Here is a 24062-nt window from a genome sequence, read left to right as displayed (position 1 = left end):
TCAGTGTCATCCCCTGTTCCGGATCCCGACAAGAGCGGTCTTCAAGCGAGACAGCAGGTCTTGATTTCGTTACGAACCTATGGCAAATAGGTTAACTCGGAGTTAATTCCGGGCGCCCTCCAAGGTCGACCTCGGGCGGGCTTTTTTTTACCAAGGGGATGTATGTTGATGATTTCTAACAAGACCGCACCGCTTTGTGCGGCCATCGCGCTGTCGTTGCTGGCCACGGCAGCTGCCCATGCCCAGGACGCGGCGCCCGATACGGACACCCAGACCCTGGACCGGGTCAACGTCACCGGCTCGCGCATTGCGCGCGAAGGCTTTGTGACCCCCTCGCCGGTGACGGCCATCACTGCCGAAGAGATCCGCGCCACCGGTGCGATCACGATCGGTGATCTGATGACCAAGCTGCCGGCGCTCAGCGCAACCTACACGCTGGGCAATTCGACCCGCTTCATCGGCACCGCGGGCGTCGGCCTGCTCGACCTGCGTGGCATGGGCACCTCGCGCACGCTGGTCCTGGTCAACGGCCGCCGCCATGTCGGCGCGACCCCGGGCTCGACCGCGGTCGATACCAACACCATCCCCGTCGAGTGGATCGAGCGCGTCGAGGTCATCACCGGTGGCGCCTCGGCCGTCTACGGCGCCGACGCGGTTGCGGGTGTCGTCAACTTCATCACCAAGAAGTCCTTCGAGGGCTTCGAACTGCGCGGCCAGAAGGGCGCGGCCAGCGAAGGCGGCTTCGGCCGGCAGTTCCTCAGCTTCTCGGCCGGCAGCAACTTCGCCGACGACCGCGGCAATGTTGCGTTCTCGGTTGAGCGCAGCGAGCAGGACCGTTTCAGCCGCACGAGCCGTGAGATCGGCCGTCGCTACCTGGTCACGCGTCCCAACCCGAACTACGATCCCTCCAAGCCCTCGAGCGAGGCGAACCCGCAGAACATTCTCGCCGGCCCGGGTGGCAACCACTCGATCTCCTTCGGTGGCTCGTTCTACACCGGCGGCGTGATCAACGCCAACAGCAATCCGTTCGATCCGACGCAGCGTTATCACTTCAACTCCGACGGTAGCTTCTCACGCAACCGCTACGACGGCTGGTACAACGCGACCGGTACCTCGTGCATCGACTGCGACTTCACCGACCTCAACTCGCTGGCTGACCTCGAGCCGGAATTCGACCGCACCAGCGTTAACGCGATCTTCGGTTTCGATATCAACGATAACCACCGCGTGTTCGCCGAGGCCAAGTACAGCAAGACCGAAGCGCACTTCTACGGCCAGTCGGCATTCGACTCGCAGTTGCGCATCCGCACCGACAATGCCTACATCACGCCCGAACTGCGTGCGCTGATGGCGGCCAACCCCGGCCTGCTGCGGACGACGACGCTCAACGGCGCGCCGGCCGAGTACTTCGAGATCGGCCGCATGAACGTCGACGCAGGTCGTCGCGGCGAGCAGATCGAGCGCGATACCAAGCGCATCGTGGTCGGCCTGGAAGGCTTCTTCGGCGAGAACTGGACCTACGAGACCTCGTTCAACTACGGCGAGTCGTCGATCTCGCGCCTGAACCTCAACAACCGTATCAACGAGCGTTGGCACGCGGGCCTGGACACGGTCCTCGACGCCAACGGCAACATCGTCTGCCGCAGCACGCTCGACCCGAATGCCTTCAACATCCACACCGGTCGACAGTACCGTGCCGACCTGGTGGCCGGTTGCGTGCCGTTCTCGGTCTTCGGCAACGGCGCGGTCGCGGCCAACCCGGCCGCCGCCGCCTGGTTCAACGTCGATTCGCTCAACCGCTCCAAGCTCAAGCAGACGGTCTACAGCGCATCGGTCGCCAACAACGCACTGTTCTCGATGCCGGCCGGTGACGTCGGCTTCGCGGCGGGCGTCGAGCATCGCCAGGAGCGCAGCCAGGAGAACACCGATCCGCTGGCCGCCCAGGGTTTGACCTTCCTCAACGCGATCCCCAGCCGTGGCGGCGAGTACGACGTGAGCGAAGCCTTCCTCGAAACCACGATCCCGCTGCTGGCTGATCTGCCGGGCGTGGAGCGCCTGTCGCTCGATCTGGCCGGCCGCTACTCGCACTACGACACCATCGGTTCGACCAAGACCTGGAACATCGGTTTCGATTGGCAGGTGATCCCGTCGCTGCGTGTGCGCGGTACGACCGCGAAGGCCGTCCGTGCGCCTAGCATCGGCGAGCTGTTCAACCCGCAGTCCGAGAACTTTGCGACGATCAACGATCCCTGCAACTACGCAGGGACGAACTCGAACCGACCGGGCACTGCTGCAGACCAGGCGCTGCGCCAGGCCAACTGCTCGGCCCTCGGCGTTCCGGTCGGCTGGCAGGACAGCTATTCCGCCAATCGGCCCGGTGTGAGCGGTGGCAATCCCAACCTGCGTCCGGAATCGGCGGAGACCGTGTCGTTCGGTGCCGTCTGGCAGCCGGAGTTCGTCAAGGGCTTGGGCGTGTCGGTCGACTACTGGCGCATCACGCTTGATGATGCGATCGGCGCGGTGACGGGGCAGACCAATGCGACGCGTTGCGCTGATTCCCCGGTGGCGTGACGAACAACGTGTTCTGCAGCCAGATCCTGCGTGCCGGCCCGGGTGGCTACACCGATGCGTCGGGGCGCTTCTTCCCCGAGCACAGCATCTACAGCTGGCGCGCATTGAACGAGAACCTGGCCAAGTCCCGCCGCGTCGGCGTTGACTTCGAGGTCGATTACCGCTTCGAGTTCATGGGCGGCAACATGGTCACGCGCATGGTCGGTACCCGCCTGCTCCAGTCTCGCGAGTGGGAGTTCCAGGACTTCCCGAACGAGTACAAGGAATGGGTGACCGCGGTCTCCGACCCGCGCCTGCGTGGCAACCTGGAAGCCGCCTACCAGCGCGGCGACTGGGACGTCTCGTGGACGGCCCGCTACATGCACCACAACCTGCGCGTCGAGCCGGCGTCGTACCAGAGCAACCCGGGCCAGAACAGCCCGATCCGCAACGGTTCGTACACCTATCACAACGCCCAGGTCGGCTACACGTTCCCGGACTCGGGCATCAAGGTGTACATCGGCGCGGACAACCTGTTCGACAAGGACCCGCCGGCGAACTACTTCGGTGCTGAAGCCAGCCACGCGTTCTACGACAGCGTCGGCCGGTTCGTGTACCTCGGTGCGACCTACAAGTTCTGATCTGCTTGTCGTGTCACAAAAGAGCCCGGCTTAGGCCGGGCTCTTTTTTTGCCGAAAACCGGGCACCAGAGCGGCGTGCGATAATCCGGCCCCGTTCCTGCCGTTGCCATCGCCATGTCGCGCAAGTTGCTCGTCACCGCCGCCCTGCCCTATGCCAACGGCCCGCTGCACCTGGGCCATCTGGTCGGGTACATCCAGGCCGACATCTGGGTCCGGGCCCAGCGTATGGCGGGCGATGTCGCGCATTTCGTCTGCGCCGACGACACCCACGGCACGCCGATCATGCTGGCCGCCGAGAAGGCGGGAACGACGCCCGAAGCCTTCATCGCCGAGATCCACGCGGGCCATGTGCGCGATTTCGCCGCGTTCGGCGTCGCGTTCGACCATTACGACTCGACCCACTCGGCGGCCAACCGCGCCATGGTGGAGACGATCTACGCGCGTCTGGAGCGCGGCGGACACATCGCACGTCGCGCCGTTGCGCAACTCTACGATCCGGTGCGCGGCATGTTCCTGCCCGACCGCTACGTCAAGGGCACATGCCCGAAGTGCGGCACACCCGACCAGTACGGCGACAACTGCGAGCACTGCGGCGCGACCTACGCGCCCAGCGACCTGATCGACCCGAAGTCGGTGGTCAGCGGCGCCACGCCCGAGGTGCGCGAGTCCGAGCATTTCTTCTTCGAACTCGGCCATTTCCAGGACATGCTGCGCGACTGGCTCGCCGGCGATGTCGCGGCGCCCGGCGTCAAGGCCAAGCTCGCAGAGTGGCTGGACGGCGATGGCGGCCTGCGCGCCTGGGACATCTCGCGCGACGCGCCCTACTTCGGCTTCGAGATCCCCGGCCACCCGGGCAAGTTCTTCTACGTCTGGCTCGACGCGCCGATCGGCTACCTAAGCAGCTTCAAGACGCTGTGCGTGCGCGAAGGTATCGATTTCGATGCCTGGTTGTCGCCCGACGGTGATGTCGAGTTGCACCATTTCCTGGGCAAGGACATCGTCAACTTCCACGGCCTGTTCTGGCCGGCGATGCTGCACGGTGCGGATCTGCGCGTCCCGACGCGGCTGCACGTCAACGGCTATCTGATGGTCGACGGCGCGAAGATGTCCAAATCGCGCGGCACGTTCGTCATGGCGCGCACGTATCTCGATCAGGGCCTGGACCCCGAGGCGCTGCGCTACTACTTCGCGGCGAAGTCCTCGGGCGGCGTCGACGACCTCGATCTGAACCTCGAGGACTTCGTCGCGCGCGTCAACGCCGACCTGGTCGGCAAGTTCGTCAACCTGGCCAGCCGCTGCGCCGGTTTCATCCACAAGCGCTTCGACGCGCGCTTGGCGGACGCACTGCCCGATCCGGCGCAGTACGCGCGTTTCGTCGCGGCGCTGTCCGGCGTGCGCGAGGCCTATGCGCGCAACGACCCGGCCAGCGCGATCCGCCAGGTGATGGCGCTTGCCGATGAGGCCAACCGCTACATCGACGATCGCAAGCCCTGGGTGATCGCCAAACAGGCGGGCGCCGACGCCGAACTGCAGGCCGTCTGCACCCAGGGCCTGAACCTGTTCCGTATCCTCGCTGGCGCCCTGCAGCCGATCCTGCCGCGCACCAGCACACAGGCCGCGGCGTTCCTCGCAGCGCCCGCCACTCATTGGCACGATCTCGACCAGCCGCTGACCGGCCGGACGATCCAGGCCTATGTGCCGCTGTTCACCCGTATCGACCCGACCCTGCTCACCGCCATGACCGAAGCCTCCAAGGACACGCTCGCCGCCGCTGCCCCCGCCGCCCCGCAGAAGAGCGAGGCGAAGGCGCCGGCAACGTCCGCACCCGCGGCCACCGACACCGCCTATGTCGGGATCGACGATTTCGCCAAGCTCGATCTGCGGATCGGCAAGGTCCTGGTCTGCGAGGCCGTCGAGGGCTCGGACAAGCTGCTGCGCTTCGAACTCGACGCGGGCGAACTGGGCAAGCGCCAGATCTTCTCCGGGATCCGTGCCAGCTACGGCGCGCCCGAAGCGCTGGTCGGCCGCAACGTGGTGTTCATCGCCAATCTCGCGCCGCGCAAGATGCGTTTCGGCCTGAGCGAAGGCATGATCCTGTCGGCCGGGTTCGATGGCGGCGCACTCGCGCTGCTGGCGGCCGATGACGGCGCGCAACCGGGCATGCCGGTGCGCTGATCGCATGATCGGGCGGCGTGCAGCAGCGCCGCCCAGGCAACATGCACGTTGTTACTTGCGACCGCTGCGCCAGATCGACAGCAGGATCCACACACCGCTCAGGCCCGCGCCGACGAAACCGAGCACGCCCAGCGCCATCAGCCAGCGGTGCGTTGCGCCGCCGCTGACACTGTTCATGACGATCGACGAGCCGATGATCAGCGCGGCGGTGACGACGCCGACCGTGAGCCGATTGGCGGCGGCGTTGACCTGGTCGCCGAACGACTTGAGCGAGGTCACCTCGATCTGTGCGCGCAGGCGGCCACGGCGCGCGGTCTGCAGCAGGCGGCGCAGATCGCGCGGCAGATCGGCCAGAAGATCGATCGTGCTCGACAGCGTGCGTTGCCCGCGCCGCGCCAGCGCGCGTGGCGAGTAGCGCTGCAGCATCACCCGCTCCAGCCACGGCTGCGCGGTACTGGTCATGTCGAACCCGGGATCGAGCTGGCGGCCCAGCCCCTCCAGCGTGAGGAAGGCCTTGATCAGCAGCGCGAGGTCCGGCGGCAGCATCAGACCGTGCCGGCGCAGCAGTCCGGTGATGTCGGCAAGCATCGCGCCCATCCTCAGGTCGCGCAGCGGCAGACCGCGATACTGATCGACGAAGCCGTCGATCTCGTTCTGCAGCCGCCCCTCATCGACCTCGACATCGCTCGTCGTCCAGTCCAGCAGCACGTCGCACACGCTCTGCGGTTGCTGGGAGACCAGCCCGTGGAGCAACCGCGCGACCTGGTAACGCAGCTCCGGCGGCACGCGGCCGACCATGCCGAAATCGATCAATGCAATGCGACCATCGGGCAGGAAGAACAGGTTGCCCGGATGCGGGTCGGCATGGAACAGGCCGTCCTCGAACACCATCTTCATGACGATGGCACTGCCCGCAAGCGCAAGCGCGTGGCGGTCGAGGCCTGCGGCCTCGAGGCCGGCCAGGTCGCCACCGGGAATGCCGACCACCCGGTCCTGCACATTGAGCCGCTCGCAGGTCCATTGCCAGTGCACACGGGGCACAAGCACGGCAGGATCGTCGGCAAAGTTCGCTGCGATGCGCTCGGCGTTGCGGCACTCGGCCGCGAAGTCGAGCTCGCGCCGCAGCGACGCATCGAACTGCCGCACGACCTCCACCGGCCGGTAGCGGCGCAGGTCCGGCGCCTGTGACTCAACGATCTCGGCCAAGCGCGCGAGCAGGCGCAGGTCGGCTTCGACGATCTCGCGGATTCCGGGGCGCCGCACCTTCAGCACGACCGGCGTGCCGTCGTGCAACCACGCCAGATGCGCCTGCGCGAGCGAGGCGGCGGCGATCGGCTCGGGCTCGAACCTTGCGAACGCAGTGTCCGGTGCCTCGCCGAGGTCTTCGACCAACTGGGCGTGGATCGCCGCGTACGGCACCGGCGGCACCCGACTCTGCAGCCGGCCCAGTTCTTCGATCCAGTCCGGAGGCAGCAGATCGACGCGCGTGGCGAGGATCTGCCCGAGCTTGACGAACGTCGGGCCCAGGTCCTGCAGCGCATGGCGGACCCGTTCGGGTTGGGTCATGCGCGCGGTGTCGGCCGCGTGGAGATGCAGCAAGCGACCAGCACGTTCGAGCGCCCCGGCCATGCCGATGCGCTGCACGATGTCGCCGAAGCCGTAACGCGCCAGGACCGATGCGATCTCCTGGATGCGGCCCAGATCGCGGACGGTGGCGAGCGTCTCCCACATCAGTCGAGCGTTGCCTCAAGCCCGCGCAGCGCCGCTGCGACCGTCTGCCGCCGCACCGCCTCGCGGTCGCCGTCGAAATGATGAACCTGCGCGCGCGCATAGTCGCCGCGCCGCTTCCACGCGATCCACACCGTGCCGACCGGCTTGTCGTCGCTGCCGCCGCCGGGCCCGGCGATGCCGGTCACCGCGACCGCGATACTGGCCCCGGAATTGACCAGCGCGCCGGAGACCATCTCGATCGCAGTCTCCCGGCTGACCGCGCCGTGCGTCTCCAGCGTCTGCAGGCTGACGCCCAGCAGCGCCTGCTTGGCTTCGTAGCTGTACGCCGCCAAGCCGCAATCGAACCAGTCCGAGCAGCCGGCGATGTCGGTCATCGCTTTGGCAATCCAGCCGCCGGTGCAGCTTTCGGCGGTCACCAGGCGATGGTGGCGGTCGCGCAGCAGGCTGCCCAGCCGGGCGGCCATCGCCTGCAAGGTCGCGTCATCGGGAGTTGCGCTCATCGTCCTGCGTGCCTGTTCAAAGGCCCGTTTTACCGCATTCGCACGCGCGCGTCGCGCATTCAGGGAATTGACCCGTCGCCTCCATCGCGCGATCATGCCGCGCCGCCAGCATCAGGGCCGTTCCAGGTTTCCTCGCCAGCACATGGGCATCCCCGCCCGTCTCTTCGCTGACAGGAACCTTGCATGCACCGCCTCGCCCTGGCCGTTTCGATCGGCCTGCTCGCCATGTCCGCCCATGCTGCCGGACAATCCACCGCTCCCGCTCCCGTGCCGTCCGAGCACCGTGCCTCCGCGCAGATCGCGACAGGCGAAGACGTGCCATCCGCGACCTCGCTGCGCTTTGGTCCGCTGCGCGTGCCCGGCCAGCGGATGCTCCGCTATCAGGAAGGCATGACGCTGGACGAGGGCGATATCCAGCAACAGCCCAAAGGGAATAGCGACATCGGCACACTGCTGCGGATCAACCCGGCCGTGCAGTTCGACGATGCGCGCATTGGGTCGTCGCGACAGATGGGCGAGATCCGGCCGGCCGACATCAGCATCCATGGCGGTCTGTTCCACCAGAACCTGCTGCTGGTCGACGGCGTCTCGTTCAACAACGACCTCGACCCGGGTGGCGACTCCCCATCGAACCCTCACCTCGTTGACAGTGTGCCCAGCCCGGCCCAGGGCATCGCGTTGGACACCGATCTGCTCGAACGCCTGACGGTCTACGACAGCAACGTTCCGGCCGCCTTCGGCGGCTTCACCGGCGGCGTGGTCGACGCCAAAACGCGGCGTGCCAACTCAGCGTTCGGCGGCAAGACCTGGTTCCGTATGTCGCGCTCGGTGTGGAACGAGCTTATCGTCGCGGAGGGCAACGAGCAGGCCTTCGCCGAATCGGACACGTGGACCAACCAACCGGTCTACGACAAGTACAAGCTGGGCGCGATGCTCGAAGGGCGTACGACACGGGGCATCGGCCTGATCGGCACCGTCAGCCGTACGCGTTCGGATATTCCCCTGCGCGCCTACAGCAACGGCGAGATGAGCCCGAGCGATGCCAACGTCAAGGAACAGCGGCGAGAAAATACCAGTGTGAGCCTGCGCGCCGATTACGCACCGACCGATCGGCTGGAGATCGGCGCAGGCATCACCTATGCCCCGACCAACGACCTCTACTTCACCAAGAACGCGAAGGACTCCTGGTTCGAACTCGAGCAGGGCGGGCCGGTCGCCAATCTCACTGGGTCGTGGCGTGGCGATACCTGGACCTTCGATGGCCGCATCGGCTACAGCGACATCGACAGTTCGCGTCGCGTCGATGCGGCAATCGATTACTGGAAGACCTGGGCGCGTTCGGAAGACAAGAACTGGAGCCCTGAAGGGAAGACAAACGCCATTGAGGGCAACTGGGGCAATATCGATCAGAGTACGCGCAACATCACCGCGTCGTTCGGCGCACAACGCGCGCCCCTCCGGTGGGGGCGAACCGAACACCGCCTACAGGCCGGTGTCGACCTTCGCGACCGCCATGCGCAGTATCACCGCCTCAACGATCATCACAGCTACATCAGTCCGAGGCCCACGACCTCCTGCACCGGTCCGGACGGCACAGAAGACACCGTGTCGTGCTCACTGGCACCGGTCCATCGTACGCAAACAAAGAGCGTGATTGCCGGCCAGGGCCAGTTCCAGAGTACGCACAACCTCTATCGGGCCGGTCGCTTCGATGTGCGGGTACGCGAGTTCAGCGCCTATGTGCAGGACGATATCCAACTCGGCCGCGTGAGCCTGCGGCCAGGCCTGCGCTTCGACATGGACGACCTCATGGACCGCAACACCTTGGCGCCGCGCCTGGCGGCAAGCTGGGATGTGTTCGGCAGCGGAGACACCCTGGTCACAAGTGGCGTCAATCGCTACTACGGCCGCAGCCTGTTCGGCATGAAGCTGCGTGAAGGACGCGAAAACCTGCAGACCGAGTACGCGCGCACGACGGTTGCCGATGGCTGGCGGGAAAAGCGCGCCTTCACTGCGAACAATCGCTTCGAGACGCTCCACGTGCCCTACAGCGACGAGGTCAATCTCGGTGTCCGCCAACGCTTGCGAGGTTATGTCGCCGACCTCAAGTACGTCAGGCGCCAGGGGCGGGACGAGATCATGCGCGAGCGCGTCGCGTCAGACGACGACACCGGCTTCTTCTCGTCCAATGTCTACCGCTACGTCAACACCGGCCGCAGCGACAGCGAAACCGTCACGCTGGCGGTCGAGATGCCGACCTGGCACTGGCGCGACACGCACACCACGGCGCGCCTGGCCGCCGACCATACCGATATTCGCCGCAACTACGCCAACTACGACGAAAGCTTCAAAGACGGGACCTATAACCGCTGGGTCCGCTACAACGGCACGCTGATGCGTGCGTATGAATTGCCCCAGGACGGCTTCAACCGGCCGTGGACCGCACGTCTGTCCACACAGACCCGCTTCGAGGCACTGCGTCTGTCGTGGAGCAACTTCCTGCGTTATCGCGCCGGCTACCTGAACTTCGTCACCGTGGGCGAGGACATGCTGGAGGAGAACGGGCAGACAGTCTCGGTCGACGTCATCGAGGAACGACACAACCCGAGCACCTGGACCTTGGACTCGACGCTCGAGTACACCCAGCCCCTGCGAGGCGGGCAGGAAGCCTATATCCGGGTGGACGCACAGAACGTCTTCAATCAGCGTAATCGCATGACCAGTGTGACCACCGCGATCAGTACCCTGTACGAACCGGGACGCACCTATTGGCTCGAAGCCGGGTACCGGTTCTGAACCTGACCATGCGACCGTGCGCCCGCCCGCATCGTCATCGCGCGCTGCCGGCATTGCTTTGTTTCCTGGTCTTTGCGACGTGGGCGGACGCGGCGTCGCCGACGGTGCCATCGCCGGCGTCAAGCGCCCCTAGCATCTGCACCGACCAGCAGCGGACGGGCGGGCCGCCTGTCGACTTCGCCTGCCTGCGCCGTGTCTATACGCAACCGCGCGAACGCTGGCCGGCGCCGCACGTCGATCCGGGCGTGATCTGGCAAGAACTTGCACCCCTGCCACGCACGCCCCCGATGCCGGCCGACAACCCGCCCACGCCCGAGCGCATCGCGCTCGGCAAGCGTCTGTTCGAGGACCCGCGGCTGTCGCGCTCGGGCCAGATCGCCTGCGCGAACTGCCATGACCCCCAGTTGGGCTGGGCCGACGGGCGCAGTGTGTCGTTCGGGCACGACCGCCAGACCGGGCGCCGCAATGCCATCTCGGTGGCGACCAGCGCCTGGATGCGCACGCTGTTCTGGGACGGCCGGGCGGCCTCGCTCGAAGATCAGGCGCTGCACCCGCTGGTCGACGGGCGCGAGATGGCAAACCGGTCGCTGGCCCCGGCCATCCGGCGCGTGCGGCGCGATCCGGCCTACCGCGCTGCCTTCGCGGATGCCTACGGCAGCGATCGCATCGATGCGCAGTTGATCGCCAGATCGCTGGCGACCTTCCAGCGCAGCCTCGCACCGCGCACCGGGCGGCTGGATCGGTTCCTCGCCGGCCGCACGGACCAGCTCGACGATCGCCAGCTGTGGGGCCTGCACCTGTTCCGCACGAAGGCGCGCTGCATGAACTGCCACAGCGGCCCCGAGATGACCGACCACGCGTTCCACAATCTCGGGCTGCACTTCCACGGCCGCCGCAGGCAGGACCTGGGCCGCTACGAAGTCACCGGCGATCCGGCGGACGCGGGGAAGTTCCGCACGCCGTCGCTGCGCGGCGTCGCCCGGACCGCGCCGTACATGCACAACGGTCTGTTCCCCCATCTGCTCGGCGTGGTGCGCGCGTACGACGCCGGCATGCCGGCGCCGCGGCCAACGGCGGCCCAGCGCGACGATCCGACGTTTCCGCGTCCCGACCCGCTGCTGCGACCACTCGGGTTGCAGCGCGAAGAGATCGAGGCGATCGTCGATTTCCTCGAGCAGTTGTAGCGGCCGGCGGCGGGCAGCCGGGCGTTGAGGCAAAATGGCCGGCCGGCTGGCCCTCCCGAGATGCAATGACCGCCCCCCAGCACACGCCCCTGATGCAGCAATTCTTCGCCGCCAAGGCGAAGCACCCGGACGTGCTGTTGTTCTTCCGCATGGGCGATTTCTACGAGCTGTTCTACGACGACGCCCGCAAGGCGGCGCGGCTGCTCGACATCACGCTGACCCAGCGCGGCAATTCGGCCGGCGCGCCGATCCCGATGGCCGGGGTGCCGCACCATTCGGCCGAAGGCTATCTGGCGCGGCTGGTCGCGCTCGGCGAGTCGGTGGCGATCTGCGAGCAGATCGGCGACCCGGCCGCGAGCAAGGGGCTGGTCGAACGCAAGGTGGTGCGCATCGTGACGCCGGGCACGGTGACCGACGAGGCGCTGCTGCAGGAGCGTCGCGACACGCTGCTGATGGCGGTCGCGCGCAATCGCGCCGGCCATTACGGGCTGGCCTGGGCGGATCTGGCCGGCGGGCGCTTCTTGGTCTGCGAATGCGCCAACGAGGACACGCTGGAGGCCGAGCTGGCGCGGCTCGACCCGGCCGAACTGCTGATGCCCGACGAAGACGGCTGGCCTGCGTTCCTGGGCGAGCGCAGCGGCATGCGCCGGCGGCCGCCGTGGCTGTTCGACGCCGATTCGGGCCGCCGCCAGTTGCTGCAGTTCTTCGGCCTGCACGACCTCACCGGCTTCGGCATCGACGACCGGCCGCTGGCGATCGCCGCAGCCGGCGCGCTGCTGGGCTACGTCGAGGAGACCCAGAAGCAGCGGCTGCCGCATCTGACCTCGATCGCGGTGGAAAGCGGCGACGGCGCGATCGCGATGAACGCCGCCACGCGGCGGCACCTCGAACTCGACACCCGCGTCGATGGCGACACCCGTAACACCCTGCTCGGTGTGCTCGACAGCACGGTCACGCCGATGGGCGGGCGCCTGCTGCGCCGCTGGCTGCACCGGCCGCTGCGCGATCGCGGTGTGCTGGGCGAGCGCCTGCACGCGGTCGAGGCGCTGATCGAAGACGGCGCCGATGTCGCGCTGCGCGAGCGCTTCCGCGCGCTCGGCGATCTGGAGCGCGTGCTCACACGCATCGCACTGCGCTCGGCGCGGCCGCGCGACCTGTCCACGCTGCGCGACGGCCTGGCGCTGCTGCCCGACCTGCGCACGACCCTGCAGGCGATCGACTCGCCGCGCCTGCGCGCCTTGCACGACGCCCTCGGCGAGCACGGCGAGCAGGCCCACCTGCTGGCCACGGCCCTGGTCGAGCAGCCGCCGGTGCTTGCGCGCGACGGTGGCGTGTTCGCCGACGACTACGATGCCGAACTGGCCGAGCTGCGCCGGTTGAGTACCAACGCCGACCAGTTCCTCGTCGATCTGGAAGCGCGCGAGCGCGAGGCCAGCGGCATCGCCACGCTCAAAGTCGGCTACAACCGTGTGCACGGTTACTTCATCGAGATCGGCAAAGCGCACTCGGCCAAGGCGCCGGCGCACTACACGCGGCGGCAGACGCTGACCAATGCCGAGCGCTACATCACCGAGGAACTCAAGCAGTTCGAGGACAAGGTGCTGTCGGCACGCGAGCGCGCGCTGGCCCGCGAACGCCTGCTCTACGAGCAATTGCTCGACGCGCTCAACGCCAGCCTCGACACGCTCAAGCAATGCGCGGGTGCGCTCAGCGAACTCGACGTGCTCGCCTGTTTCGCCGAACGCGCGCAGGCGCTGGACTGGTCGCGCCCGCAGCTCGACGCGCATCCGGGCGTGCGCATCGAGCGTGGCCGCCATCCGGTGGTCGAGGCGGTGCGGCGCGACCCCTTCGAGCCCAACGACCTGGTGCTCGGCGACGGCCCCGAGTTCGGCGACCGCCGCATGCTGGTCATCACCGGCCCGAACATGGGCGGCAAGAGCACCTACATGCGCCAGAACGCGCTGATCGTGCTGCTCGCGCACATCGGCAGCTTCGTGCCGGCGGCCCGCGCGACGATCGGCCCGATCGACCGCATCCTCACCCGCATCGGCGCCGGCGACGATCTCGCCAAGGGCCAGTCGACCTTCATGGTCGAGATGGCCGAGACCAGCTATATCCTGCACCACGCCACCGATGCATCGCTGGTGCTGATGGACGAGATCGGCCGCGGCACCTCGACCTACGACGGGCTCGCGCTGGCCGATGCCTGCGCGCGCCATCTCGCCGGCCGCAACCGCAGCTACACGCTGTTCGCAACGCACTACTTCGAACTCACCGCGCTGGCGCAACCCGGCAGCGGCATCGCCAACGTGCACCTGGACGCGGTCGAACATCGCGACCAGCAGGGCAACGAGACGCTGGTGTTCATGCACGCGGTCAAGGACGGGCCGGCCGACCGCAGCTTCGGTCTGCAGGTCGCAGCGCTGGCCGGCCTGCCCAAACAGGTCGTGCGCGACGCCCGGGCGCGGCTGGCCGAGCTCGAACAGCGGCGCCACGATGCGCCTGCACCGCCGATGTCGGCCGATGCGCTCGGCGCGCCGCAGCAGATCGGTCTGTTCGCGCCGCCGTCGGCCGCGGTGGAGGCACTGGCCGGGATCGATCCCGACGCGCTGACGCCGCGCGAAGCCCTTGAGGCGTTGTACCGGCTCAAGACCTTGTTGTAAGCGGCATCCTCCCGCGCGATGGATCGGGGATCGCCGTCGCGCGTCATCGGCGTGGCATGTCGTGTCCCGGTCCGCTGTCGGATGCGCACCCTGCGCTCGTCGGACACGGCGACTTCCCGCTGCGTTCGGGTCGCGATGGCCGCGGTGCCCAGCGGGCGCTCAAGCGGATACCGTGCCTTGACGCGCCTACCCGCGTGCAACCGTCCGCGTCGAGATTGCAGTCACGCCCAGTGCCGGGGACCCCATTCGATAGCTTCGGCCTATCGAAATCAGGAAAACAATCGATTTCAACTTCCTGATCGACGCGCCTAATCTGCGGGCTCTCCCATACAGATCGGCCCGCCCACCATGCACCTTGCGCGCTCGCCCGTTACCGGTGCCACCGCGTCGCCAGCGCCGCACGCCGGCGACTGAGTCCCCGCCCCGGCTTGCCTACTTGGCGCCGCCCGACCCTTTCCGAACTTCCGCGCGCCCGTCCCGCAATCGCGCCGCGCGCCACCGACCGACAAGGTAGCCCCATGTCCACCGACGCGAAATGCCCCTTCCATCACGATGCCGCGGTCCAGGGCACGAGCAACCGCGACTGGTGGCCAAACCAGTTGCGTGTCGATCTGCTCAGCCAGCATTCGTCGAAATCCGATCCCATGGATCCGGACTTCGATTACGCCGCCGAGTTCGAGAAGCTCGACTACCACGGTCTCAAGCGCGACCTGCGTGCGCTGATGACCGACTCCCAGGACTGGTGGCCGGCTGACTTCGGCCACTACGGTCCGCTGTTCATCCGCATGGCCTGGCATGCGGCCGGCACCTACCGCGCCGGCGATGGCCGCGGCGGCGGCGGTCGGGGCCAGCAGCGCTTCGCTCCGCTCAACAGCTGGCCCGACAACGTCAATCTCGACAAGGCCCGGCGACTGCTGTGGCCGATCAAGCGCAAGTACGGGCGGCGGATCTCGTGGGCGGACCTGCTGATCCTCACCGGCAACGTGGCGCTGGAGACGATGGGCTTTCGCACCTTCGGCTTCGCCGCCGGGCGCGAAGACACCTGGGAGCCCGACCAGGACGTGTACTGGGGCCGCGAAACGACCTGGCTCGCCGGCGACGTGCGCTACGCACACGGCTCGCACGGTGTCGAGAAGCCCGGCGACGCAGCGGTGCTGGTGTCCGACGACGATGCCGACGGCGACGTCCACACGCGTCGGCTCGAGCGCCCGCTGGCCGCGGTGCAGATGGGGCTGATCTACGTGAACCCGGAAGGCCCCGACGGCAACCCCGACCCATTGCTCGCGGCGCACGACATCCGCGACACCTTCGGCCGCATGGCGATGGACGACGAGGAAACGGTCGCGCTGATCGCCGGCGGCCACACTTTCGGTAAGACCCACGGTGCCGGTCCAGCCGAGCATGTCGGTGCAGAAACCGAAGCTGCCAACCTGGAGGAACAAGGATTGGGCTGGCGCAGCAGCTTCGGCTCGGGCAAGGCCGGCGACACGATCACCAGCGGCCTGGAAGTAACCTGGACCACGACACCGGCGCTATGGAGCAACAACTTCTTCGAGAATCTGTTCGGCTTCGAGTGGGAACTGGAGAAGTCCCCCGCCGGTGCGCACCAGTGGGTCGCCCGCGAGGCCGGCGACATCGTGCCCGACGCCCATGACCCGGCCAAGAAGCACCGACCGCGGATGCTGACCACCGACCTGGCCCTGCGCTTCGACCCCGTGTACGGCAAGATCTCGCGGCGCTTTCTCGAGAACCCACAGGCCTTCGCCGACGCCTTCGCTCGCGCGTGGTTCAAGCTGACCCATCGCGACATGGGCCCGCGCGCACGCTACCTCGGCCCCGAGGTTCCGAAGGAAGCCTTGATCTGGCAGGACCCGGTGCCTGCGGCCGAGCATCCGTTGATCGATGAGGCCGACGTGGCGACGCTCAAGGCGCAGGTGCTGGCATCGGGCCTGACGGTCTCCGAACTGGTGGGCACTGCGTGGGCGTCCGCGTCCACGTTCCGCGGCAGCGACAAGCGCGGCGGCGCCAACGGCGCACGCATCCGCCTGGCGCCGCAGAAGGACTGGGCGGTCAACCGCCCCGATCAACTGGCCCGCGTCCTCGAAGTGCTGCAGCGTATCCAGCGCGCGTTCAACCTCGACGCGCCGGGCGGCAAGCAGGTGTCGCTGGCCGACCTGATCGTGCTCGCGGGCAATGCCGGCGTCGAGCACGCCGCGATGGCGGCCGGCCGCGAGATCGCCGTGCCGTTCTCGCCCGGTCGCACCGACGCGAGCCAGGCACAGACCGATGTCGCGTCGTTCGCGGTACTCGAGCCGCACGCTGACGGCTTCCGCAACTATCTGGCCGGCGCTTCAGCGATTCCCGCCGAAGCGCTGCTGATCGATCGAGCGCAACTGCTCACGTTGACCGCCCCCGAACTGACCGTGCTTATCGGCGGCCTGCGTGTACTCGACATCGGTGTCGACGACACCCGGCACGGCGTGTTCACCGACCGGCCCGGCGTGCTGAGCAACGACTTCTTCGTCCAGCTGCTCGACATGGACACCGCCTGGTCGCCCCGCACCACAGCGCGTGACGTGTTCGAAGGCCGCGACCGTCGCGGCGGTGCACTGAAGTGGACCGGCACCCGCGTCGACCTGGTGTTCGGCGCCAATGCCGTGCTGCGCGCACTGGCCGAGGTCTATGCCAGCGACGACGCCCAGGGCAAGTTCGTCGACGACTTCGTCGCGGCCTGGACGAAGGTGATGGCACTCGATCGGTTCGATCTACGCTGATCGGTCACCACGCAGGTGCCCCAGGACGGCCGCGCAATGCGGCCGTCCTGGGATCTGCTGTCAGCTGCCTGCCGGCACCCGCGCAGCCAGGGCATCGTCACGCTTCGCAGCCGCCTGCGCCGCCGGACGTGCGGCGTGGACGCGCGCGAACTCGACGAAGGCCGGCCGCGATGGCATCGCGCCGATCTGCATGTAGTAGCCCAGCATCGCGGTCATATACAGATCCGCCGCACTGAATCGCTCGCCGACCAGAAACGTCCTGCCGGTCACCGCCTGCTCCAAGGTCCGCATCACGTCGTCCGGATTCCCGTAGCCGGCCGCGCGCGCCGATGCCAGTGCGCCGGTTTCCTGCGCGGTGAGCAGCGATTCGAGCGGCCCGGCGAGGAAGAACAGCCAGCGGTAGTAGCTGCCCCGCTCGGGCGAACCGGGCGGTGGCGCCAGTTGCCTGTCGGGGACGAGTTCGGCGAGATAGGCGCACACCGCCGCGTTTTCGGTTACGACCGTATTGCCATGGCGGATCGCCGGCACCTTGCCCATCGGGTTGATCGCCAGGTACGCCGGCGACTTCATGCTGGTGTCGTACTCCAGCAGCACCTCTTCATAGGGCAGCCCCGTTTCCTCCAGCATCCAGCGGGCCACGCGGCCGCGGGACATCGGATGGGTATAGAAGGTCAGTGTGTCGGTCATCGGGCCTGCTCGGTCTGGAAGGAACCGCCAGTCTCCGCGGCCCCGCTGTCAGCGGCTGTCAGTAGCGTCATCGCCGGCCGGCGCCATGTGCTGCACGGCACGCCGCTGGGCATGCCATCTGCGCAGCAGTTCGTGGCGACGCACGGTGTAACGCACCCCGGTGTCCTCCAACGACACCACCCGGTCGGCACGGAAATGACGGAAATCGCCGCGCGTCTCGCACCAGGCGGCAAGCAGGCGGGTATCGGACAGGAAGGCCATCGCGAACGGCCAGATCGTGCGCTCGCTGTCGCGTCCTGCGGCGTCGGCGTAGTGCATCCGCAGCGCGCGTTCGCCCCGGATCGCGTGCCGCAGGATCGGCAGCCAAGGCTCGGGCTCCGATGGCGCCCAGTGCGGGGCGAACAGACCGCTGGTCTCCACCTGCAAGCGCAATGCAGCAGGCAAGACACCGACGAGGCGGTCGAGTGCGCGGGTGGCCGCGGCCGCCAGCTCCGGATCGGCGTGGCTGCCGACCCAGCGCGCGCCCAGCACCAACGCTTCGAGCTCCTCATCGGAGAACATCATCGCGGGCAGCAGGAAGCCGGGGCGCAACAGATAGCCCAGGCCGGGATCGCCTTGAATCTCGGCGCCCTGTCCGCGCAAGGCATCGATGTCGCGATACAGCGTGCGCAGGCTGATGCCCAACCGGTCGGCCAGCTCGCGTCCGGGAACAGGCCGGCGCCGTCGTCGCAGGTCATCGAGCAGACGCAGCAGCCGTGTTGCACGTTCGGACATGGTCCTGCCTTCCTGGCGCGCCGGAGCTACAGCGCGTCGATATCGCCCAAGGCCCGGATCAACCGCCGTGCACGCTTGTCGGGCTTGTGTTCGGGCGCGCGATAACCGGCGCGTTGCGCGCGCTGCTCGGCGACACGTGCCAGACGTGCAGCGCGCGAGTCCTCGGATTCGGTGTACAGGCCCTGCGCCACGCTGGCCGGTCCGCGCGTGTCCGACAGCCCGGCCACGACGACCTCGAACACTTCCTCGCCCCGCGCCACACGCAGCGCGTCGCCGAGGCGCACCGCACGCGCGGGCTTGGCCCGTTGGCCGCCAACATCGACCTTGCCAATCTCGATCGCCTGCTTGGCCAGGGCACGGGTCTTGAAGAAGCGTGCCGCCCACAGCCAGAGATCGAGGCGGACGCTGTCGGCGGTACTGGCAACACGGGCTTCGCTCATGCGCCCGATATCGGTCCGCCGGCCGGCAAATCAAGCGCGGCGCGGAAGCCGCCCGGGCGATTGTCGAGCACCAGGCGTCCGTCATAACCGGCGGCGATGCCGTCGACGATCGACAGGCCCAGACCATGGCCGGGCACCCGGCTGTCGAGGCGCACACCACGCCGCATCGCCTGTGCCATCGCCTCGGGCCGCATCCCGGGGCCATCGTCGTCGATGGCGATCCACAGGCGCGCCTGCGCGCGCCATGCGTGGACGTGTACCCGGGTGCGTGCCCATTTCACTGCGTTGTCGAGCAGGTTGCCCAGCATCTCCTCCAGGTCCTCGCGCGCGCCCGCGAACACCAGGTCCGGCGCGACATCGTCGACCAGCGCCAGGGGACTGCCCGCGCCGCGTGCGAACAGCGCGCGCAGCGCCTCGACCACCGGCGCCACCAGGGTACGCTGGCGCGCGTCGAAGGCGAAGCCGCCAGCCAGCCGACGCTCGACCTCGCCGCGCATGCGCTGCACCTGCGCGGCGACCACGCCGGCGATGTCGTCGCCCGGCGCCTGCGCCTCGGCAGACAGCACCGCCAGCGGCGTCTTGAGCGCATGGGCGAGATCCTCGGCCGCATGCCGCGCCCGCGCGACCCGGCGTGCGTGCTCGTCGAGCAGTTCGTCGATCTGCTCGGCCAGCGGTGCCGCCTCGGCGGGCCAGCGATCGACGGAAAAGCGCACGTCATCGCCGTCACGGACCCGCTGCAGGATGCCGCGCATCCGGCGCAATGGTCGCAGCCCCCACTCCACCTGCCAGGCCAGCAACGCGAGCAGCACGGCGGCCGCGCCGGCGAATGCGAGCATCGCCGTGCGCCGGAACTCGCGCGTCTCGGCAATCACATCACTGCGGTCGGCGGCCACATAGACCGGAATCGAGGCGGCGACATCAGGCAGACGCAGCTGCTGGGCGCGGACGCGCAGTTGTTGCCCGCGCGGGCCCTCGGCCTCGAACCGCACGGCCGGTCCGCGCGCGATCGGCATCGCCGGCAGATCGCTGTCCCACAACGACCGCGAACCGATCGCCTCGCCGCCGTCGCCGATCCGCCAGTACCAGCCGGAGAACACCCGGGTCCAACGCTCGTCGGCTGGCGCGCGGCGCAGTTGCCAACCGCCATCGGGGCGCGCCTGGATCAAGCCGGCAAGGGTCGCGAAGTCGTCATCGAGCCGACGGTCGAGCGCACGTTCGCCGGAGCGCGCGAACATCGCGCCGAGCAGGCCGCCTGCGATCGCGGCGGAGATCGCCACACCCAAGGCACCGGCCAGCCACAGCCGCCAGCGCAGCGACAATACGCGCGCCGCGGTCACGGTGTCTCCGACAGCCGGAAGCCCTGTCCGCGAACGGTGTGCAACAGCGCGACGCCCAGCTTGCGGCGGATGCGCCCGACCAGCACGTCGAGCACGTTCGAATCGGGATCGTAGCCGTTGTCGTAGACGTGCTCGCCCAGTTCGGCCCGGCTGACCACCCGCCCGACGTGATGCATCAGATAGGCGAGAATGCGGTACTCGCGCGCGGTCAACGCCAACGGATCGCCGTCGAGCGCGAAGCGACCGGCATGCGCGTCGAACTCGAGCGCGCCGCAGCGCAGTCGCGGCGAGGCATGGCCGACGCTGCGGCGGATCAGCGCCTGCAGGCGCAGCACCAGTTCCTCGATCTGGAACGGCTTGGTCAGATAGTCGTCGGCGCCGGCGTTGAAGCCGGCCAGCTTGTCGTGCCAACGGCTGCGCGCGGTCAGCACCAGTACCGGCAGGGTCAGTCCGGCCTCGCGCCAGCGGTGCAGCACCGAGATGCCGTCCAGACCGGGCAATCCCAGATCGAGCACCGCCGCATCGTAGGCCTCGGTCTGGCCGCGGAACTCGGCCTGCGTGCCGTCGTCGATGCGATCGACGGCGAATCCGGCCGTGGCGAGCGCGGCGGCCACCCGCGCGGCGAGTTCGGTGTCGTCCTCGGCCAGCAGGATGCGCATCAGTCGTCGATCTCGACCTCGAGCAGGCGCCCGGTGCGCGCATCGTACTTGAGCTCGGCGACGCGGCCGTCCTCCATCAGGATCTCGATCTCGTATTCGTCATCGTCCTCGTCGAGCTCGACCTCGAGCACGCGCCCCGGGAAGCGACGCTCGGCATCGGCCAGCAGCCGTTCGAGGCGGACGAACGCGCCGCTGCGCACGCCGTCGCGGGCATAGTCGGCGCTGCGGCGGGCGTCGGGCACATCGGCATGCAGGGGCACGGCCAACAGGCCGGCGAGCAGCAGCGGGAGCGGAAGCAGAAAACGGCACATGCCCCAGTGTGGGCAGACCGCTTAACGATTCGGTGAACGGTCCGATCAGAACGCGGTTAGCCGCGATCGGGAGACTGCGATGCAACCGGTCGCCGACCGGACCCGCCATCCACACGAGGACATCCCATGACGCACCGTATCGCCATCGCCAGCCTGATCGCCGCCGCCGGCATCGCCGTCGCGCTGCCCGCCGCACTGGCGCAGACCCGCGACGATCGCGACGACCGTCTGCATGCCGCTGCCGCCGCACAGGCCGACCCCGGTTCCCGGGGCAACATCGCCTCGCTCGACCGCATCCTCGCCGACGCCCAGCGCCGTCATCCGGGCCGCATCCTCGAAGTGGCCTATGACGACGGGGCGTACGACGTCGAGATCCGCCAGAACGACGGCCGTATCGTCGAACTCGAGTATTCGGCGCGCACCGGCCGCCTGCTCGACACCGATTACGACTGAGCGCAGCGCGCGATCGCGCACGACTTGGCGGGCGCTGGATGCAGATCCGGCGCCCTTTTTTTCTGCGCGTATCGACGCCCGGACCTACGCGGCGCCGACGTGGGCCGGGCCTGGGCACTTGTGCGGAGCCGCGCCCAATCGTGGCCCGGCACCAACAGACGCTGGACGGATGCGACGGCGAGACCGGAAAAGCGTCGGGCCCGTGCCGGCACACTGCGCCGGGATCCGGCGAATGGCAGATGCGCGCATTGAGAGGCCCTGTTCGTGGAGCGCCCAAACGCAGACGGCCGCCTTGCGGCGGCCGTCGTGCGACATCGGAGCGAGCCGGATTACTCGGCGGCCGGAGCAGCCGCTGCCGCGGCCTTGTCGGCGCGTGCCTTCTCGTTCTTGGCCTTCGCCGAGGCCGACAGGTCTTCCTTGATGCGGGCCTTCTTGCCTTCCAGGCCACGCAGGTAGTACAGCTTGCCGGCGCGGACCTTGCCGCGGCGCTTGACTTCGACCGACTCGATCTGCGCGCTGTGGCTCTGGAACACGCGCTCGACGCCGTAGCCGTGCGAGATCTTGCGCACGGTGAACGCCGAGTTCAGACCGGCGTTCTTCTTGCCGATGACCACGCCTTCGTAGGCCTGCACGCGCTCGCGGTTGCCTTCCTTGACCTTGACGTTGACGACGACGGTGTCGCCGGGGCCGAAGTCGGGAAGCTCGCGCGCGGTCTGGGCGCTTTCGAATTCCTGCAGCAGGGTGTTAAGAGAGGGCTTGGTGGTCATGGTCTTGGCCTGTTGGAGTCGTTGTAGGCGTGGTGCACGTGGACGCACGCTCTGGCATGGCGGGCACGATGGCCCGTTGTTTCGGTTAGCCGCGCATTATAAGCCCAGGCGCTCGGCGAATGCCACTGCCGTCGCCGCAGCGCTCAGGCGTCCGGATCCCGGTTCCGCTCGGCCCGCCAGGCTGCGAGCAGACGCCGGTCGGCCTTGCCCAGCGCGGACTCGTCGAGAAGATCGGGCCGCCGCTCGGCGGTGCGCCCCAGCGACTGCTGCCGGCGCCAGGCGGCGATCTGGGCATGGTTGCCCGACAGCAGCACGTCGGGCACCCGGCCCAGCGCATGGTTCACCGGCCGGGTGTAGTGCGGGCAGTCGAGCAGACCGTCGCCCTCGAAACTGTCCTGCACCGCCGAATCGGCGTCGTTCAACGCGCCGTCCTGCAACCGGGCCACCGCATCGACGACGACCGCCGCGGCAAGTTCCCCGCCCGACAGCACGTAGTCGCCGATCGACAACTCCTCGTCGACCTCGGCCTCGAGCAGCCGCTCATCGACGCCTTCGTAGCGGCCGCACAGCAGGATCAGCCGCGGCAGCGCGGCCAACTCGCGCACCTTGGCCTGGGTCAGCGGCCGGCCCTGGGGGCTCATGTAGATCGTGCGCGCCGGTGCCGGATCGGCCGCACGCGCGGCGGCGAGCGCAGCCTGCAGCGGCTCGATCAGCATCACCATGCCCGGCCCACCGCCGAACGGCCGGTCATCGACCCGCCGGTAGTTGCCCTGCGCATAGTCGCGCGGATTCCAGCCCTGCAGCGCGACCAGCCCGCGCTCACGCGCTCGCCCGACCACGCCGACCGCGGCCGCCTGGTCGATGAACTCGGGAAACAGGCTGACGACATCGATGCGGATGGCACCGTGCTCGGCGGCTCGGGAGGCGGGATGCGTTTGCGCTTCGGACGACATGACGTTCCCTCCCGATCACGAACGACGAGACGGCTGCGACTGCCGATCCGGGGTGTGGCGCGGCTTCGCAGGCCACGACCTGGATCGTCCGCTCACCAATCGCGCAGCGCGGCGTTCAAAAGTCCGCGTCCCAATCGACCGTCACCAGACCGGCATCGAAGTCGATCGAGACGACATAGTCGGGCACGACGAACGGAATCATGCGCTCGCGTTCGCCCTGGGCGACCAGCACGTCGTTGGCACCGGTCGAAAACAGATGGGACACCGTCCCCAGGTCCACGCCGTCGACATTGCGCACGCGCAGGCCTTCGAGGTCGACCCAGTAATACTCGCCCGGTGCAGGCGGCGGCAGCGCCTCGCGCGGTACCCAGACCTCGAGCCCGCGTGCGGCCTCGGCGGCATCGCGGTCGGCGATGTCGGGCAGCGTGGCGACCACGCCCTTGGGCGTCTCGCGACCGCGCGCGCCCGACAGTGTGCGCTCGCCCCCGCGGCCGTCGCGCAGCACCCAGGGCTGGTAGCGGAAGATTGCGCTGCGCGGCTCGGTGAACGATTCGAGCTTCACTTCACCGCGCACGCCGAACGCGCCATGGACCTTGCCCAGCTGGATCATCCGCTGGGGAGGCTGGCGCGTCGGGTCGTTCATCTCGGCATGGCCGCGCCCGCAGGC

The 24062-nt window shown here is 68.2% G+C and carries 17 protein-coding genes and 1 pseudogene; 7 read left to right on the top strand and 11 right to left on the bottom strand.

Annotation, left to right across the window (positions count from 1 at the left end; translation table 11 throughout):
- Window positions 1-162: 162 nt before the first annotated feature.
- Window positions 163-3191, top strand: a pseudogene (locus BEN78_12565) (TonB-dependent receptor).
- A 114-nt stretch (window positions 3192-3305) separates the two neighbouring features.
- Window positions 3306-5366 carry a methionine--tRNA ligase gene (locus tag BEN78_12560; protein ID ASR44079.1) on the top strand — a complete coding sequence of 687 codons (2061 nt, stop codon included), beginning with the start codon at window positions 3306-3308 and terminating at the stop codon, window positions 5364-5366.
- Window positions 5367-5417: 51 nt separating this feature from the next.
- On the opposite strand, the gene BEN78_12555 is transcribed toward BEN78_12560, so the two are convergent.
- Window positions 5418-7097: a ubiquinone biosynthesis protein UbiB gene (locus tag BEN78_12555; GenBank protein ASR44078.1), complete on the bottom strand. Its 1680-nt coding sequence runs from the start codon at window positions 7095-7097 to the stop codon at window positions 5418-5420.
- Window positions 7097-7597, bottom strand: coding sequence for a damage-inducible protein CinA (locus BEN78_12550; protein ID ASR44077.1), 501 nt, complete (start codon window positions 7595-7597; stop codon window positions 7097-7099). The genes BEN78_12555 and BEN78_12550 overlap by 1 nt, the downstream gene beginning before the upstream one ends.
- Before the next feature lie 183 nt (window positions 7598-7780).
- On the opposite strand from BEN78_12550, the gene BEN78_12545 reads away from it, so the two are divergent.
- The 4 genes from BEN78_12545 (at window position 7781) to BEN78_12530 (ending at window position 17014) form a co-directional block, all read left to right on the top strand.
- The gene (locus tag BEN78_12545; protein ASR44076.1) at window positions 7781-10393 is read left to right on the top strand and encodes a hypothetical protein; all 2613 of its coding nucleotides are present in this window, start codon (window positions 7781-7783) and stop codon (window positions 10391-10393) included.
- A gap of 65 nt (window positions 10394-10458) precedes the next feature.
- On the top strand, window positions 10459-11577 hold the full coding sequence (locus tag BEN78_12540) for a cytochrome-c peroxidase (protein ID ASR45119.1): 1119 nt from the start codon (window positions 10459-10461) through the stop codon (window positions 11575-11577).
- Window positions 11578-11642: 65 nt separating this feature from the next.
- Window positions 11643-14240 (top strand): DNA mismatch repair protein MutS, encoded by a 2598-nt coding sequence (locus tag BEN78_12535; GenBank protein ID ASR44075.1) that lies wholly within the window; start codon window positions 11643-11645, stop codon window positions 14238-14240.
- A gap of 518 nt (window positions 14241-14758) precedes the next feature.
- Window positions 14759-17014 (top strand): catalase/peroxidase HPI, encoded by a 2256-nt coding sequence (locus BEN78_12530; GenBank protein ASR44074.1) that lies wholly within the window; start codon window positions 14759-14761, stop codon window positions 17012-17014.
- 60 nt (window positions 17015-17074) lie between these two features.
- On the opposite strand, the gene BEN78_12525 is transcribed toward BEN78_12530, so the two are convergent.
- From BEN78_12525 to BEN78_12500, 6 genes are read right to left on the bottom strand one after another with little or no spacing between them, the layout of a single operon-like run.
- The gene (locus BEN78_12525; GenBank protein ASR44073.1) at window positions 17075-17701 is read right to left on the bottom strand and encodes a glutathione S-transferase; all 627 of its coding nucleotides are present in this window, start codon (window positions 17699-17701) and stop codon (window positions 17075-17077) included.
- A gap of 48 nt (window positions 17702-17749) precedes the next feature.
- On the bottom strand, window positions 17750-18475 hold the full coding sequence (locus BEN78_12520; protein ASR44072.1) for a DNA-binding protein: 726 nt from the start codon (window positions 18473-18475) through the stop codon (window positions 17750-17752).
- Window positions 18476-18501: 26 nt separating this feature from the next.
- Window positions 18502-18915, bottom strand: coding sequence for an RNA-binding protein (locus BEN78_12515; GenBank protein ID ASR44071.1), 414 nt, complete (start codon window positions 18913-18915; stop codon window positions 18502-18504).
- Window positions 18912-20252: a hypothetical protein gene (locus BEN78_12510; protein ID ASR44070.1), complete on the bottom strand. Its 1341-nt coding sequence runs from the start codon at window positions 20250-20252 to the stop codon at window positions 18912-18914. The genes BEN78_12515 and BEN78_12510 overlap by 4 nt, the downstream gene beginning before the upstream one ends.
- Complete coding sequence (locus BEN78_12505) at window positions 20249-20911, bottom strand: DNA-binding response regulator (GenBank protein ID ASR44069.1); 663 nt, start codon at window positions 20909-20911, stop codon at window positions 20249-20251. The genes BEN78_12510 and BEN78_12505 overlap by 4 nt, the downstream gene beginning before the upstream one ends.
- On the bottom strand, window positions 20911-21222 hold the full coding sequence (locus BEN78_12500) for a hypothetical protein (GenBank protein ASR44068.1): 312 nt from the start codon (window positions 21220-21222) through the stop codon (window positions 20911-20913). Before BEN78_12500 ends, BEN78_12505 begins: the two co-directional genes overlap by 1 nt.
- Before the next feature lie 126 nt (window positions 21223-21348).
- Between BEN78_12500 and BEN78_12495 the strand changes: the two genes are divergently transcribed.
- Window positions 21349-21675 carry a hypothetical protein gene (locus BEN78_12495; GenBank protein ID ASR44067.1) on the top strand — a complete coding sequence of 109 codons (327 nt, stop codon included), beginning with the start codon at window positions 21349-21351 and terminating at the stop codon, window positions 21673-21675.
- Between the two features lie 329 nt (window positions 21676-22004).
- On the opposite strand, the gene BEN78_12490 is transcribed toward BEN78_12495, so the two are convergent.
- The 3 genes from BEN78_12490 to BEN78_12480 form a co-directional block, all read right to left on the bottom strand.
- Entirely contained in the window at window positions 22005-22442 is a 438-nt protein-coding gene (locus BEN78_12490) for a 50S ribosomal protein L19 (protein ASR44066.1), read from the bottom strand.
- Between the two features lie 143 nt (window positions 22443-22585).
- A complete protein-coding gene (locus BEN78_12485) occupies window positions 22586-23341 on the bottom strand; it encodes a tRNA (guanosine(37)-N1)-methyltransferase TrmD (GenBank protein ASR45118.1) in 756 nt (251 codons plus the stop codon).
- A 169-nt stretch (window positions 23342-23510) separates the two neighbouring features.
- Window positions 23511-24038 (bottom strand): 16S rRNA processing protein RimM, encoded by a 528-nt coding sequence (locus BEN78_12480; protein ASR44065.1) that lies wholly within the window; start codon window positions 24036-24038, stop codon window positions 23511-23513.
- Window positions 24039-24062 lie beyond the last annotated feature (24 nt).

The organism is Xanthomonas citri pv. mangiferaeindicae, assembly GCA_002240395.1.
GTDB lineage: Bacteria > Pseudomonadota > Gammaproteobacteria > Xanthomonadales > Xanthomonadaceae > Luteimonas > Luteimonas citri_A.
This window is presented reverse-complemented; position numbering and strand designations above follow the sequence as displayed.

What these genes read in the sequence shown, in the direction of transcription:
- BEN78_12560 (ASR44079.1), top strand. Translation starts at nt 3,306, where the DNA reads ATGTCGCGCAAGTTGCTCGTCACCGCCGCCCTGCCCTATGCCAACGGC.
- BEN78_12555 (ASR44078.1), bottom strand. Translation starts at nt 7,097, where the DNA reads ATGTGGGAGACGCTCGCCACCGTCCGCGATCTGGGCCGCATCCAGGAG.
- BEN78_12550 (ASR44077.1), bottom strand. Translation starts at nt 7,597, where the DNA reads ATGAGCGCAACTCCCGATGACGCGACCTTGCAGGCGATGGCCGCCCGG.
- BEN78_12545 (ASR44076.1), top strand. Translation starts at nt 7,781, where the DNA reads ATGCACCGCCTCGCCCTGGCCGTTTCGATCGGCCTGCTCGCCATGTCC.
- BEN78_12535 (ASR44075.1), top strand. Translation starts at nt 11,643, where the DNA reads ATGACCGCCCCCCAGCACACGCCCCTGATGCAGCAATTCTTCGCCGCC.
- BEN78_12530 (ASR44074.1), top strand. Translation starts at nt 14,759, where the DNA reads ATGTCCACCGACGCGAAATGCCCCTTCCATCACGATGCCGCGGTCCAG.
- BEN78_12525 (ASR44073.1), bottom strand. Translation starts at nt 17,701, where the DNA reads ATGACCGACACACTGACCTTCTATACCCATCCGATGTCCCGCGGCCGC.
- BEN78_12520 (ASR44072.1), bottom strand. Translation starts at nt 18,475, where the DNA reads ATGTCCGAACGTGCAACACGGCTGCTGCGTCTGCTCGATGACCTGCGA.
- BEN78_12515 (ASR44071.1), bottom strand. Translation starts at nt 18,915, where the DNA reads ATGAGCGAAGCCCGTGTTGCCAGTACCGCCGACAGCGTCCGCCTCGAT.
- BEN78_12505 (ASR44069.1), bottom strand. Translation starts at nt 20,911, where the DNA reads ATGCGCATCCTGCTGGCCGAGGACGACACCGAACTCGCCGCGCGGGTG.
- BEN78_12500 (ASR44068.1), bottom strand. Translation starts at nt 21,222, where the DNA reads ATGTGCCGTTTTCTGCTTCCGCTCCCGCTGCTGCTCGCCGGCCTGTTG.
- BEN78_12495 (ASR44067.1), top strand. Translation starts at nt 21,349, where the DNA reads ATGACGCACCGTATCGCCATCGCCAGCCTGATCGCCGCCGCCGGCATC.
- BEN78_12490 (ASR44066.1), bottom strand. Translation starts at nt 22,442, where the DNA reads ATGACCACCAAGCCCTCTCTTAACACCCTGCTGCAGGAATTCGAAAGC.
- BEN78_12480 (ASR44065.1), bottom strand. Translation starts at nt 24,038, where the DNA reads ATGAACGACCCGACGCGCCAGCCTCCCCAGCGGATGATCCAGCTGGGC.